Raw genomic sequence first — 14,487 nt, 5'->3', positions numbered from 1 at the left:
GGGTCTCTTGTTTTCATAAATTATTTTTAAAATCTATAATAATCCCAATATGCATTTAATCGAATATCGCTCCAAGATTTTTTTGCACTTGAATATGCCCATCCATAATCTTTTTTATCGTAAGCTTTAACGGTTCCCCAATAATTCGTTACTGAAGATTTTGAACCAATATTATCTGGAGAACTAACAAAGTAATTTGAATAACCATAGCTATTATCTACACCATACTGCCATACATCAATAATCGGATATGGAGCAGGGTGTGCTGTAGTTGCACTAACAACACTAGCTGCAGAAGCAAAGCTAAAACTTAAAACACTTGCAGCTAGAAAAACAAAGATTTTCTTATTAATTCTTTTTTCATTTTACTTCTCCTTGAATTAAAATATTTTATAAAACTCTGTACTAATCCTCTTTTAGTAACTCCGTATTACTTTAATATGAATTGATAATATTTAGGTTTTTAATCACCGTTATGGTATCTAGAATCGTTATAATATTTCATAACTATCCCTCCTTTTTGAAATTGAACACATTTCGGTGTAAGTGTTTACATTTTTTATTTTAGTACTTTTTTTGAGGTTTGTCAAGTGTTTTTAAATATATTTTTTTGGAAAATAGGGATATCTATAAAGTAAGAATTTGTAAAACAAACTCATAACCCCCATGTTCTTCAGTAAATGAATATGGTTATGGTACAATTAAAAATGAGAATTCAATCGTAATTATTTCTATATTAAGATCCTTAAAATACATCTTATACCTCTTTCTTATTGGAATAAGAGATTGTCTCTAACAGAAAATGTAACTAACAAATGGTATTTTTGAAATACAAAACCTAAGATTCCACAAGGAAAACTTGTTACCTCTTATTTTTTATGGTAGTTGTGTTTATTCCATTTAGAAATAGCTGACATCGAGTTGATTTGTCAAGAATGACAAGAATATTGAGTACTGTTGATTTAGCATAACCAAACTTACCCATGATGGCAAGGTAGTAACCTTTTTCTACAGTCAATAGATGTTTTTCAGAGATTCTACTTGATTGTTTTGAAAACGAGTTTTAGAAATCCTTTGAACGTATTTTAAATTCAAAAGGTCATGATAGACACCTTCTTTATATCCTGTTAATTGATATCGATCCTGCATAATGGTACTATCAAGCTTAAAATGTTCGGTCTCTTTTGAAGTTGGTTTACTGATTTTCTTTATTTACAATTTGTTTAATATTTTTCTCCCTTATCTTACTGTTATAAGTGTACTCTAAAAAATGAGACCATTCCATAACATAACTTTACAAAAGAGACTTTTAATCTTACATTTTTGTAAGATTGACATATTTTTTTAAATTTTACTACTATTAGTTTGTCATAATTTTTTAAGAAAAACAAAACCCCTTGATACTACAAGGGATTAATTCTCTAATGATCAATAAAATGATTTACCAAAACCAACCTTCGTCATCATTGATAGGCTGGGCTTCTTTGATCTTGCGTGGGCCTGTTCCATACATTTCAGCTTCGATGTCTTCTTTTGTTGGTAGGATCGAAGCTAGGATAATGTAGATAATAATTCCGAGTCCAAAGTTTGCGATTGTAAAGATTGCAAAAAGGAAACGAACTAGTGTTACATCAAGATTCCACTTATCAGATAGACCTGCAAGAACACCTGATATCATGCGATTTCGTCTCATTTTATAAAATTTTGTATTCATAATTTATTCCTCTTTCGGATTTCTTAATCTTAGTATAGCACTAAGCTAGATTTGTTACATCAGTCCTTAGGCCGATTTAACAAGAGGAGCTTTCCACGACAGAGACCACAACGATAACGCTTGGTATCAATTTTTCGCTTTCTTTGATAGATTTGCTGACAAGACTGACAAGCATAGACTAAGCTTGGTTTTTGATTGGAACTTGATAAGGGAGGAACAAAGCGGAGCCCATCTACCTCTTTTAAAAGTTGCTTAAAGGCTAAATCTTTATGCTGATAGCCCTTGCCTTCAAAGTAAAGATGGTAATGGCAGAGCTCATGCCGAACAATTTTACGAAAAACCTCTAAACCAAGTTCTTGATATACTTTGGGATTGAAATCCAAATGACCATCCTTAGGGAAAAATCGCCCACCTGTCGACCGTAGACGAGTATTCCATTGAGCTTGGTGTTTGAAAGGTTTTCCAAAATCTTCTATAGAAACCTGTTTAACGTAATCAGTTAGATTCATTAGGTGCAAGAAGCGACAGATTCACTTTTTCGCGGTCAGCATCGATTTTTTTAACCCAAACGGTTACCAAATCGCCGACCGATACTACTTGACTTGGATGTTTGATAAATTTCTTACTCATGTGAGAGATGTGAATGAGACCGTCCTCATGGATACCGATATCAACAAAGGCACCGAAGTCAACGACGTTGCGCACAACTCCTTCAAGCTTTTGCCCAACTTGTAAGTCTTTGATGTCCAAAACATCCTGGCGAAGAACTGGAGCGTCAAAAGAATCACGGAAATCACGACCTGGTTTGAGAAGGTCTGCGATAATATCTTTAAGAGTTTCCTGTCCTAGATCTAACTCTTGGGCCATTTCCTTGATTGAAATAGATTTGAGTTTGGCTTGCGCTTCTTCATTTAGGTCTTTAATGTCCAAACGTTTGAAGAGTTCCTTAACAGCAACATAGTTTTCCGGGTGAACACCTGTGTTGTCAAGGATATTGCTACTTTCAGGGATACGGAGGAATCCTGCAGCCTGTTCAAACGCTTTAGCACCTAAACGGGGAACTTTCTTGATTTGAGCTCGTGAGGTGATTTTTCCTTCTTCTTCACGATACTTAACAATATTTTCTGAAATAGTTTTGTTAAGCCCTGCGACATGAGAAAGCAAGGATGGACTAGCTGTATTGATATTGACACCAACTTGGTTCACTACTGTATCTACCACGAAATCAAGACTTTCAGATAGTTTCTTTTGGCTAACATCGTGTTGATACTGGCCAACACCGATGGATTTAGGGTCAATTTTAACCAATTCAGCAAGTGGGTCTTGCAAACGACGAGCAATAGAAATAGCAGAACGTTTTTCAACAGTTAACTCTGGAAACTCCTGACGGGCAAGTTCACTAGCAGAGTAGACAGATGCACCGCTCTCATTAACAATGACATAGCTGACCTCTGGAAAATCCTTGAGCACTTCGGCGACAAAAGCTTCACTCTCACGACTAGCAGTACCATTACCGATGGCAATGATTTCCACACCATATTGACCAATCAAATCTGCCAAATCTCTCTTTGCTTCTTCAATCTGACGGGCAGAGGCTGGTTTGACGGGATAAATGACTTGCGTTGTTAGCATCTTGCCAGTCGCATCAACGACCGCAAGCTTGGCACCTGTACGAAAGGCAGGGTCAAATCCAAGAACCACGCGCCCTTTAAGAGGTGCAACAAGGAGAAGATTTCGAAGGTTTTCTGAGAAGAGTTGAATGGCTCCTTCTTCTGCCTTCTCAGTTAGTTCGGTACGAATACGGCGCTCAATAGCTGGCAATACTTTTTTCTTAACAGATTGCTGAATAACTTCGTCAATATAGGCGTTCTTAACTTTGAAACGAGCAGCAAAGAAAGCCTGTATACGTTCGACCGCATGCTCAAAACCAATCTTCAAAATGCCTAACTTCTCACCACGATTAAGGGCAAGAGTACGATAGCCCTGCATGTTAGCAACCGTCTCTGAGAAATCGTAATAAATCTGAAAGACTTGCTTTTCATCAAGACTCTCGTCTTTAAGTTGAGATGTAATCTTAGAATGTCTAAGGACCTCTTGATAAGTCATTGAACGCAAGTTGATATCTTCAGATAGAGCTTCAACCAAGATATCAACTGCACCTGCTAAAGCATCTTGTGGAGTTGGAAATCCTTCACAGACAAATGCTTCTGCTTCTTTTTCTAGGTCAGAAACATTTTGCAGGATTAGGCGAGCAAGTGGAAAGAGTCCAGCTTCACGCGCAATTGTCGCCTTGGTGCGCCGTTTTTCTTTATAAGGAAGATAAAGTTCTTCAACATCCGCTAGTTTTTCAGCAGCTAAAATGGCTTCTTCTAACTCTTTGGTCAACTTACCTTGCTCTTTGATTTTTGCTAAAACTGCTTCCTTACGGTCATTGAGGTTGGTAAGACTTTTATCAAGGTCGATAATAGCTTTAATAGCCACCTCATCCAAACTACCAGTCATGTCTTTCCGATAACGAGCAATAAAGGGAATGGTTGCTCCTTCTGCTGTCAAAGACAAGACCGTATCAATTTGCTTTAAGGTTACACCCAAATCTTGGGAAATTTTTTCATATTTTTTATCCATGAAACTATTATACCATAAGCAGGAAAGCTTGTTTTCATTAATGTCATAGTTAGCTTGGTATTTGTTGAAGATAAAAATTCATTTGTCTTGTCAATTTAAAATTAAACTTTTTGGCTGAAATAATAGTATAATAGAGGAAACAATAAGAATCGAGGTATGCCTTATGGCTGTTAAATTTACAAAAACTGATGACTTAGATAAGATGTTCGAAGAGTTCGCTAAACTACCTGATTTAAAGCAAGTGACATTTCCAGATGACAAAGAAAAGAAAGATAAAGCAGAAAAGAAAAAATAGATGACACTCTTTCAAAGTCTACCTTCTAGTGTGTTACAAGCTGGCGCTATCTTTTTATCAATCATCATTGAAGCCCTACCCTTTGTCTTAATTGGTAGCATTATCTCTGGTGCTATTGAAGTCTATGTGACTCCTGAAAAAGTATATAGATTTCTCCCTAAAAATCGTTTGGGGAGGATCTTTTTTGGTACATTTATAGGGTTTCTCTTTCCCTCTTGTGAGTGTGGAATTGTTCCTATCATCAACCGTTTCTTGGAGAAGAAGGTTCCAAGCTATACAGCTGTTCCCTTTCTAGTAACAGCTCCTATCATCAATCCCATCGTACTTTTTGCAACTTATTCAGCCTTTGGTAATTCATTTAAAATGGTCTTACTCCGCGCTTTAGGTTCGATTCTTGTTGCTACTATCTTGGGTATCTTTCTTGGATTTTTCTGGGAGGAACCTATTCAAAAGGAAAATAGATTGGCTTGTCATGAGCATGATTTTTCTCACTTGAGTAAAAGTCAAAAAATCCTTCAGGTATTCATTCAAGCTATTGATGAATTCTTTGATATGGGGCGTTATTTGGTTTTTGGCTGTCTGTTTGCCAGCATTGTCCAGGTCTATGTACCAACTCGGATCCTGACTTCTATCAGCGCAACACCACTACTTGCTATTGTTCTCTTGATGGTCTTATCCTTCCTTCTATCACTCTGTAGTGAAGCCGATGCTTTTATTGGCTCTTCGCTGCTCTCTAGTTTTGGATATGCGCCAGTTCTTGCCTTTCTGGTTATTGGACCAATGCTTGATGTCAAAAACCTACTCATGATGAAAAATTATCTCAAAACTCGCTTTATTTGGCAGTTCATGACCATTGTGACTCTTGTTGTTCTTGTCTATTCTTATCTAGTCGGGGTGATGATATGATACGATTTCTTATTTTGATTAGTTATTTTTTCTTAACCCTTTATCTACACCTATCTGGTAAGCTCAATCAATATCTAAACCTCCACTACTCTTATTTGGCTTATATCACCATGGTTCTATCTTTGTTACTAGCCATTGTACAAGCCTATATTTGCTTCAAGCGTTTGAAAGAACACAGTCACTTACATAAGTTTTCTGCCAAGCTTGCTAGTTTTGTCCTCCTAAGTTTACCTTTGTTAGTTGGATTTACATTTCCAACTGTCGAGCTAGATTCGCAAACAGTATCGGCAAAAGGATATTATTTTCCTCTGTCAGAAGGAACTGACAAGGCAATCCAAGCAAGTGAAGGAACTAGCAGTCAGTATCTTAAACCAGATACGAGTAGGTTTTATTCACACACAGCTTATGTAGATACTGTTCGTAAGAGTGCTGATAAATACTTGTCCCAATCAAGCATTGTCATCAAGGATGAGAATTACTTGGAAGTCATGGAAGTTATCTACGATTTTCCAAATGAATTTGAAGGTAAGGAAATAGAGTTTACTGGCTTTGTTTACAACGATCCAAATCATGCCAATAGTCAATTTGTCTTTCGCTTTGGTATCATGCACTGTATCGCTGATTCGGGAGTTTTTGGCCTTTTGACCACAGGAAATACCAATCAGTATGACAATAACACCTGGGTAAGAGTCAGAGGTAAGATTAGTAATCACTATCACAAGGAACTTAACCAGGTCCTCCCAACCCTTGAAGTTCAATCCTTTATCAAGGTTGATAAACCAGAGAATCCTTATGTTTATAAAGAATTTTAAAAAAGTAGCCTGAGTGGGCTACTTTTTCTTGTTTAGTAAAGTTGAATGTTTGACGTATTCAAAAGATTAGTTTTCTGCATTACATAATTCTAATACTGTCTGTTTATCTATTTTTTTCTTTTAGGATTTAAACATCCAAGCTTAATTGTTGCCATTAACTCTAAAAGAATGTTCGGAAATCCATTTGGTGTAGCTAGCTAATCTTTCATCTGTTAAGGATTCTACTGCAATAGTTACACACATATCCACCGCTTCTTCAACTGTTACAGAAAAACGATAACCATTTAACTGTAGAAATTTCACCAAAACGAAGAAAGCAGTTCGTTTATTAGCGTTGGCAAAAACATGCTTCTTGATTAATTGGACAAATAGTATCGTTGCCTTATCAAAAATTGTTGGATAAAGAGGTTTGCCAAAAACAAATTGTTCTGGTAAATTGACAATCATATTTAAGGCAGAAGGACTAACTGTCTGAATTTTTTCATTAGGTGAATACCGTTGAATTGCTAAAGAATTGATTTTTTCAATTTGTCTTTCTGTAAGATAGACTGTCATTTTTCCACCAAAGCTTTGAAAACATCATCGTATTCATCAAAGATTTTATCTAAATTTAAGTCAAAGGCATCATCAGATACATAAGAAATTTGATGTTCAGACTCTTCGGGAGTAAAGATAATTTCACCACTTGGTAACAATTTCGCTTCGTATTTTACACCACTTGGAATATTGAATTCACTTGGAATGGTAATGGTGATTGAATTTCCTTGTTTTCTTGTTTTTACTACCATCTGATTTCCTCCTTTGAAGTATTATAACAAATAATTACCGTAATTACAATGACAGAATATCAGCCAAAATACTCTTGCATGAGAGATTTATTCAAATAACTCATCCGAATAAACCGAATAAGCATTTGGATCAGGGGCTTTGTGGTCGTTCATTGCTTGACCACATCTACAAGTCCATTTTCCCATAATTAACCTCAGTCACGGCTTAATTCTTCAAGAAAAAATTGATTGAGAGCTCCCCAACCTCTCTTATCATTCTTACACTATGTTCATTTTATCAGATTTCTAATACTTTATCAAAAATTACTATAGTATCTACAGAAAAAAGCCTGGGATAGGCTTTTTCATCTGACAATATCTTTATACATATCTGGTCTTCTATCTCTAAAGAGGCCCCAGTTTAGGCGTTCAGATGCACCTTTTTCAAGATCATAGGTAGTCAATAAAACAGCGTCTCCTTGCCGTTCGGCTTGACTTAAAATAGCTCCTGTTTCATCGGTCATAAAGGATGAACCGTAGAAATTAAGACTTGAACTTTGGTTACCATTTTCCTCGCAAGGAGTGACTTCTTCTAAACCATAACGATTGGCTGCGATAACTGGCACAATATTTGCTGCTGCATGCCCTTGCATGGTACGTTGCCAATGACCACAACTATCAGTATCCAAAATAGGCTCTGAACCTATGGCTGTTGGGTAAAAGAGTAATTCTGCTCCATTTAATGCAAGGCAACGGGCTGTTTCAGGGAACCATTGATCCCAACAGATGCCAATTCCAATCTTGGCATAGCGAGTGTCCCAGACCTTGAAGCCTGTGTTTCCAGGTGTAAAGAAGAATTTCTCCTGATAATAATGGTCATCTGGGATATGAGTTTTGCGATAAACTCCTAATACTTCTCCATCCGCATCAATGACAGCAATGGAATTGTATAAGACATTACCATCTTTTTCATAGAAACTGATCGGTAAAACGACCTTTAGCTCTTTGGCAATTCCTTTGAAATGCTGAATAGCTGTATTTTCAGACACAGACTGGGCATACTGGTAGTAGTCATACTGACGTTCCTGACAGAAATAGGTACGTTCAAATAATTCAGGCAAGAGAATAATTTGGGCTCCTTTGTCTGAAGCTTGTCGAACTAAACGTTCAGCTGTTTGGATATTGGTTTCCACATCCTTAGCGCATTGCATCTGAATAGCTGCAACCGTTACATTTCTCATCTTTTTCTCCTATTCTGGAATTTGTTGGGTAATGCAGTGGATATTTCCACCACCTAAAAGAATATCCCTAGCTGGGATTCCTACGACTTCACGGTCTTGGAAACACTGACTGAGAATATCCAAGGCCACTTGATCGTTTACATCCTGAAATTGTGGCATCAAGACAGATTTATTGGCGATATAGAAATTGACATAGGAAGCAGCAAGACGCTCGCCCGCATAACGCTCTTCTTCCCCTTCTTCATAAGTATAGCCCGGCAAATCCTCCTCTGTAACTACTTGATGAATAGCTGGGATTGGAAGTTTATGAATAGTGAAACTCCGGCCTTTTGCATCAGTTTCCTTCTCTAAAAGAGCTAAATCCGCTGCAGACATGGCATACTGGGGATCATCTTGGTCGTCCGTCCAAGCTAAAACAACTTCTGCAGGGCCTACAAAGGCAGCAACATTGTCGACGTGTTCATTTGTCTCATCTTGATAAATACCGTAAGGCAACCAGATAACTTTTTCAGCACCAAGACTCTCTAATAAGATCTCTTCAATTTGCTCTTTAGTCAAGTGAGGATTGCGACCCGGACTGAGCAAACAACTTTCTGTAACAAGAATGGTTCCTTGACCGTCACTGTGTATAGCTCCACCTTCCAGTACAAAAGGTTTGGCATCATAAACAGGTATCTCTAAAACTTCTGCAAAGCGGCTGGCTACTTGGTCATCTGCTTCATAGTCTTGGTAGAGACCGTCAACAGCACCACCCCAAGCATTGAAAGACCAATCTACCGCCAACTTTTCCCTTTGATCATTGAGGAGAATAGTTGGACCTGTATCACGTGCCCAGGCATCATTTGTCGGAATATCTAAATAAACAACCTTGTCTCCTAGATAGGATTGCGCTTCAGATAGATAGTTCTCCTCAACCAAAAGGTAGACTGTTTCCCCCTGAGCAATCGTTTTGATAATCTGGCTAAAAGATTTTTTTGCAGCCCTTCCTTGAAAAGGCCAAGAGCCTGGTCGAGTCGGCCATATCATGAGAGTCCCATGATGGGGTTCATACTCTGCAGGCATACGATAACCTAATTTCTTTGGGCTGTCCATCATGATAATCTCTCCTTAAAGTCTTGGTAACCAAATGCTTTAACTAGACTGCACTCACCCTCTTTATCCATGAGATATAAACTTGGAAGCCCAATGCCGTTAAAGGTATTATTTTTGACAAATGAGTAAATAGCCATGTCTTCAAAATAGAGGCGATCGCCGATTTCAATCGGTTTTTCAAAGCTGTAATCCCCAATGATATCTCCTGTCAGGCAAGTATTTGAAGAGAGTCTATAAGTATAAGGTTTTTCTTGCGCTTCAAATCCATCTCTCAATGGGGGGCGATAAGGCATCTCAAGAACATCTGGCATATGACAACTTGCTGAAGCATCTAACACCAAGGTCTCAATCCCGTTTTCGACAATATCCAAGACTTCTGTCGCTAGATAACCCGCATTAAGGGCAATGGCTTCACCTGGTTCGACATAGACATCAAGGTTATAAGTTTCTCGAACGCGTTTAATCTCAGAAATCAGCAAGTCCACATCATAATCATCTCTCGTAATATGATGGCCACCACCCATATTGAGCCATTTGACTTGATGCAAATAGGCTCCAAACTGCTCTTCTACTGCTTTCAAAGTCGTTTGTAAATCATCTGCCCCTTGCTCACAGAGGGTATGAAAATGAAGCCCGTCAACCAAATCCAATAAATCACTTGGTATCTTTTCCAAAGTTACTCCAAAACGAGAGCCAGGAGCGCAAGGGTCATAAAGCGCGTGGTCACCCTGCGTTGAACATTGAGGATTAATGCGCAAACCGATACTAATACCAGTCTCACGACAAAGTTGACCATATTTACGTAGTTGTCTTTCTGAGTTGAAAACAATATGATCCGATATTTGCAGTAGCTCTTCCATATCTGATTCCTTGAAAGCGGGCGCAAATACATGAACTTCTCCCGGAAACTCTTCTCTAGCTAGCTTAGCTTCAAAGAGACCACTAGCTGTCGTACCTGACAGATAGTGACTAATCAAAGGATAGGTTTTATAGAGAGAATAAGCCTTTTGAGCTAGCAAAACCTTACAACCAGCCTTTTCCTGAACCTCTTGTAGAATGCTACAATTTTCTTCTAGTTTAGCTAAGTCAATGATATAAGAAGGCGTTGGTACTTGTTCTAACTTCATTAGTCCACCATTTGTGGATTTTCAACCACAACCCATGGCAAACCGTATTTATTTAAAGCATCCATGAATGGATCTGGATCCAACTCTTCAAGATTATAAACTCCAGGTTGTTTCCAAGTGCCATCCATCACTAATTTTGTTCCAATCATAGCTGGAACTCCAGTAGTGTAAGAAATGGCTTGTGAACCAACCTCTGCGTAACATTCTTGATGATCACAAACATTGTAGATGTAGATTGTCTTTTCAACGCCATCTTTGACACCTGTAAAGATACAACCGATATTGGTTTTACCAACAGTACGTGGTCCAAGGCTTGCTGGATCTGGAAGCAAGGCTTTCAAGAACTGGATTGGAACGATTTCTTGACCATTGAAGTTAATAGCATCTGTACGAAGAAGTCCAACGTTTTCCAAGCATTTCATGTGCGTTAGATAAGATTGGCCAAAAGTCATAAAGAAACGAATACGTTTAACTCCTGGGATGTTTTTAGCAAGCGATTCAATTTCCTCATGGTGAAGAAGATACATGTCTTTTTGCCCAACTTGAGGGAAATCGTACTCACGCTTGATAGACATAGCTTCGACTTCGACCCATTTTCCATCTTCCCAGTAAGAACCTGGTGCAGAAACCTCGCGGAGGTTGATTTCTGGGTTGAAGTTGGTCGCAAATGGATAACCGTGGTCACCACCATTACAGTCTAAAATGTCGATATAGTGGATTTCATCAAAGTAGTGTTTGAGGGCGTACGCTGAAAAGACGCTGGTTACTCCTGGGTCGAAACCAGATCCAAGCAGAGCTGTCAATCCTGCTTCTTTGAATTTTTCTTGGTAAGCCCATTGCCATGAATAGTCAAAGTAAGCCGTAAATCCAAGCTCTTTGCAGCGTTTCTCATAAATCGCACGCCATTCTGGGTCTTCTGTATCCTCAGCCTCATAGTTGGCTGTGTCGATATAGTGGACTCCTGTCGCCAAACAAGCGTCCATAATAGTCAAATCTTGGTATGGTAAAGCTACGTTCAAAACGGCTTCTGGCTTGTAGCTTTCAATCAACGCAATGACTTCTTCGACATTATCAGCATCAAGAGCAGCTGTTTCAATTTTTGTACTTGTTTTACCTTCTAATTTAGCCTTCAAGTCATCACATTTTGACTTGGTACGGCTAGCAATCATAATCTCTGTAAAGGTTTCGCTATCTTGACAAATCTTTGAAATAGCGACTTGGGCAACGCCCCCACATCCAATAACTAATAAACGACTCATTTTTTTCCTTCCTCTTCTTCTAAAATGTCTTCAACGTATTTTGGCAACATAAAGGCACCAACGTGTAAGTTTGCAGTATAGTATTCTGTGAATAGCTGGCGTTTTTTCCAGCCGTCCTTATCAAAATCTTTGACAGGGTGATATTTTTTCGATGCAAATCCAAATAACCAATAGCCAGCTGGACTGGTTGGGATATGAGCCTGATATACCCGGCTAATCGGAAAGGCTTGATTGACCTTGCGATGCATGCTTCGGCAAGCAGACTCATCTTCGTCAAAAAATGGACTACCATGCTGGTAAATCATAATACCGTCTTCTTTCAGAGCACGGTAACTATTGCCGTAAAATTCCTTAGTGAAGAGTCCTTCCGTATGGCCGAATGGATCTGTCGCATCATTGATGATAATGTCGTAATCATCTTCGCAGTTTCGTAAAAAGCGAAGCCCATTTTGGTAGTAGATGGTAACACGAGGATCATCTAGCCCTGCAGCAAAGTCGGGGAAATACTCACGACAGACCTCAACCAACATCTCATCCGGTTCCACGATATCAATTTGCTCCAGTTCAGGATATAGCGTTAATACTTGGGCAACACCTCCGTCACCACCACCAATAACCAAAACTTTCTTTGGATTAGGATGGACAGCCATTGGAACATGAACTGTCATTTCATTGTAGACAAAATCATCTGCATCTGAAAACAAGACATGCCCATTTAAAATCAATATCTTCCCAAAAGCAGGCGTGTCTAAAACTTCGATATCCTGCCATTCACTTTTACCAGCGTAGAGTTGTTTGGCTGTTCTCAGAGACAATTTCACATCTGGAGTATGAACTTCAGAAAACCATAAATCCATTTAGTTCTCCTTTCTCTCAATAACATTGATGTGATTGACCTCTGGATCTTCAGTACCTTGGAGGGAACAACCACGTTCTTTGGCGAATTGAATATAATCGACAATTTCTCGTGTAATGCGTTCACCTGGCGCTAGAATTGGAATACCTGGAGGATAGCACATGACAAATTCCCCGCATACTTGACCAACGGACTCGTCCAAGGTTAAGCTTCTTCTTTCTGAATAAAAGGCTTCCTGAGGAGATAGAACCAACTCGGGCTGGATATATTCTCCAGCTATCAAGTCCTTCCCATCTCTCGAGTAAAGTCTCTTGATATCAGCTAGCGCACCCACCAAGCGTTCAATGTCTTGAATGCGGTCACCAATTGAAATGTAGGCCAAGATATTCCCAATATCACCAAACTCAATCTGAATATCATATTCGTCTCGCAGGAGATCATAAACTTCAATACCTGTTAGACCAATCCCCTGAGTGTAGACTGACAACTTAGTAACATCAAAATCACAGACAGACACACCGTCTACTAGCTCTTTTGAGTAGGCATAGTAGCCACCGATGGCATTGATTTCACGACGAGCGTACTCAGATAGCTCAATGACCTTCTCAAATGACTCTTTCCCACGAAGGGCCAGATTGCGGCGAGAAATATCCAAACTAGACATTAGTAAGTAAGATGCTGATGTTGATTGGGTCAGGTTAATGATTTGACGCACGTACTCAGGATTCATCTGATCCCCAACTAAAAGAAGCGAACTTTGAGTCAAGCTACCACCAGACTTATGCATAGACACTGCTGACATATCTGCTCCTGCATCCATAGCAGATAGAGGAAGTTTATCTGTAAAATGCAGATGGGCCCCGTGCGCCTCATCTACTAAGACTTTCATTCCTGCAGCGTGAGCCATCTCTGTTAGCCCCTTAAGGTCTGAACAAATTCCATAGTAGGTAGGATTGTTAATTAGGATAGCCTTGGCATCTGGATGTTCCTCAATAGCTTGTGCTACACGGTCATTTTCAAGCCCCAAAGCAATACCGATTTTGGGATTCACACTCATCTCAATATAGATGGGAATAGCACCACATAAAACGAGTGCATTGATGGCTGATTTATGGACATTTCGAGGAAGGATAATTTTATCTCCCGCTTTACAGGTGGAGAGAATCATAGTTTGAACAGATGAGGTTGTGCCGCCAATCATTAAAAAGGCATGAGCAGCCCCAAAAGCCTCAGCCGCTAGTTGCTCTGCTTCTCTGATAATCGAAATGGGATGCCCCAGATTATCCAAGGGCTTCATAGAATTGACATCAATCCCTACACATTTTTCCCCTAAAAGTTCAACTAACTCTGGATTTCCACGGCCACGCTTGTGACCAGGTACGTCAAACGGTACAATTCTTTTCTTTCGTAATTTGACCAACCCCTCATAGATGGGAGCTTGGTTTTGATTTAACATTATAAAGACATACTCCTTTATCATATTTTTTACACCTTAACCATGTAAGGCTCTAAAGGATACTTATGAAAAAAGAGCAGGTTGGCACCTGCTCTACAATCTACTGACGTGTTTATGTTTGTTTCTTTTGAGTATGTCTGTTCCTGATGTTTCCTAACTCTCTAGTAGCAAATATTACGTACTTTATTGATCGTTTCACAAGATGACGTGTGCTTTCACCACACTAACAAATCTATACGAATTAGGACAAGTGTCCTAACATCAACTTATAAAAGTAGGCTTTTAACCCTATCAATAATGTGGCTTTTCAACCACGCTTCGGCATTCAACCCTGCCT

15 protein-coding genes and 1 pseudogene are annotated in these 14,487 nt (G+C 39.0%); 3 read left to right on the top strand and 13 right to left on the bottom strand.

Features of this window, described 5'->3' with window-relative positions; all coding sequences use genetic code 11:
* Positions 1–26 precede the first annotated feature (26 nt).
* From E7C97_RS03245 to E7C97_RS03225, 5 genes and pseudogenes are all read right to left on the bottom strand, one after another.
* Complete coding sequence (locus E7C97_RS03245; protein WP_398581205.1) at positions 27–353, bottom strand: hypothetical protein; 327 nt, start codon at positions 351–353, stop codon at positions 27–29.
* A 426-nt stretch (positions 354–779) separates the two neighbouring features.
* A pseudogene (locus E7C97_RS03240) lies at positions 780–1,149 on the bottom strand (ATP-binding cassette domain-containing protein); the annotation flags it as partial.
* 292 nt (positions 1,150–1,441) lie between these two features.
* A complete protein-coding gene (locus tag E7C97_RS03235) occupies positions 1,442–1,714 on the bottom strand; it encodes a PspC domain-containing protein (RefSeq protein WP_049503317.1) in 273 nt (90 codons plus the stop codon).
* Between the two features lie 59 nt (positions 1,715–1,773).
* Positions 1,774–2,223, bottom strand: coding sequence for a SprT family protein (locus E7C97_RS03230; RefSeq protein WP_316108126.1), 450 nt, complete (start codon positions 2,221–2,223; stop codon positions 1,774–1,776).
* Positions 2,210–4,339, bottom strand: a complete 2,130-nt coding sequence (locus E7C97_RS03225; protein ID WP_316108125.1) for a Tex family protein — start codon at positions 4,337–4,339, stop codon at positions 2,210–2,212. The genes E7C97_RS03230 and E7C97_RS03225 overlap by 14 nt, the downstream gene beginning before the upstream one ends.
* Before the next feature lie 163 nt (positions 4,340–4,502).
* Here E7C97_RS03225 and E7C97_RS03220 point away from each other — a divergent pair, with 163 nt between their 5' ends.
* The 3 genes from E7C97_RS03220 to E7C97_RS03210 are packed head-to-tail and all read left to right on the top strand — an operon-like array spanning position 4,503 to position 6,352.
* A complete protein-coding gene (locus E7C97_RS03220) occupies positions 4,503–4,634 on the top strand; it encodes an SPJ_0845 family protein (protein WP_000268695.1) in 132 nt (43 codons plus the stop codon).
* On the top strand, positions 4,635–5,540 hold the full coding sequence (locus E7C97_RS03215) for a permease (protein WP_316108124.1): 906 nt from the start codon (positions 4,635–4,637) through the stop codon (positions 5,538–5,540).
* Positions 5,537–6,352 carry a TIGR03943 family putative permease subunit gene (locus E7C97_RS03210; protein ID WP_316108123.1) on the top strand — a complete coding sequence of 272 codons (816 nt, stop codon included), beginning with the start codon at positions 5,537–5,539 and terminating at the stop codon, positions 6,350–6,352. The genes E7C97_RS03215 and E7C97_RS03210 overlap by 4 nt, the downstream gene beginning before the upstream one ends.
* 141 nt (positions 6,353–6,493) lie before the next feature.
* On the opposite strand, the gene E7C97_RS03205 is transcribed toward E7C97_RS03210, so the two are convergent.
* From E7C97_RS03205 to E7C97_RS03170, 8 genes are all read right to left on the bottom strand, one after another.
* Positions 6,494–6,907, bottom strand: coding sequence for a type II toxin-antitoxin system death-on-curing family toxin (locus E7C97_RS03205; RefSeq protein ID WP_075227390.1), 414 nt, complete (start codon positions 6,905–6,907; stop codon positions 6,494–6,496).
* Positions 6,904–7,140 (bottom strand): AbrB family transcriptional regulator, encoded by a 237-nt coding sequence (locus E7C97_RS03200; protein WP_049504513.1) that lies wholly within the window; start codon positions 7,138–7,140, stop codon positions 6,904–6,906. The genes E7C97_RS03205 and E7C97_RS03200 overlap by 4 nt, the downstream gene beginning before the upstream one ends.
* Positions 7,141–7,484: 344 nt before the next feature.
* The gene (gene aguB / locus E7C97_RS03195) at positions 7,485–8,360 is read right to left on the bottom strand and encodes an N-carbamoylputrescine amidase (protein WP_075227391.1); all 876 of its coding nucleotides are present in this window, start codon (positions 8,358–8,360) and stop codon (positions 7,485–7,487) included.
* A gap of 9 nt (positions 8,361–8,369) precedes the next feature.
* Positions 8,370–9,455, bottom strand: coding sequence for an agmatine deiminase (aguA, locus tag E7C97_RS03190; RefSeq protein WP_316108122.1), 1,086 nt, complete (start codon positions 9,453–9,455; stop codon positions 8,370–8,372).
* Complete coding sequence (gene nspC, locus E7C97_RS03185; protein WP_316108121.1) at positions 9,452–10,579, bottom strand: carboxynorspermidine decarboxylase; 1,128 nt, start codon at positions 10,577–10,579, stop codon at positions 9,452–9,454. Before nspC ends, aguA begins: the two co-directional genes overlap by 4 nt.
* Entirely contained in the window at positions 10,579–11,838 is a 1,260-nt protein-coding gene (locus E7C97_RS03180; RefSeq protein WP_316108120.1) for a saccharopine dehydrogenase family protein, read from the bottom strand. The genes nspC and E7C97_RS03180 overlap by 1 nt, the downstream gene beginning before the upstream one ends.
* A complete protein-coding gene (gene speE, locus E7C97_RS03175) occupies positions 11,835–12,695 on the bottom strand; it encodes a polyamine aminopropyltransferase (protein ID WP_261056992.1) in 861 nt (286 codons plus the stop codon). Before speE ends, E7C97_RS03180 begins: the two co-directional genes overlap by 4 nt.
* The gene (locus E7C97_RS03170) at positions 12,696–14,150 is read right to left on the bottom strand and encodes an aminotransferase class I/II-fold pyridoxal phosphate-dependent enzyme (RefSeq protein ID WP_316108119.1); all 1,455 of its coding nucleotides are present in this window, start codon (positions 14,148–14,150) and stop codon (positions 12,696–12,698) included.
* Positions 14,151–14,487 lie beyond the last annotated feature (337 nt).

This window comes from Streptococcus sp. (assembly GCF_032481935.1).
In the GTDB taxonomy this organism is placed as follows: domain Bacteria; phylum Bacillota; class Bacilli; order Lactobacillales; family Streptococcaceae; genus Streptococcus.
The sequence above is the reverse complement of the archived record's forward strand: the minus strand, read 5'-3'. Positions and strand labels throughout refer to the sequence as shown.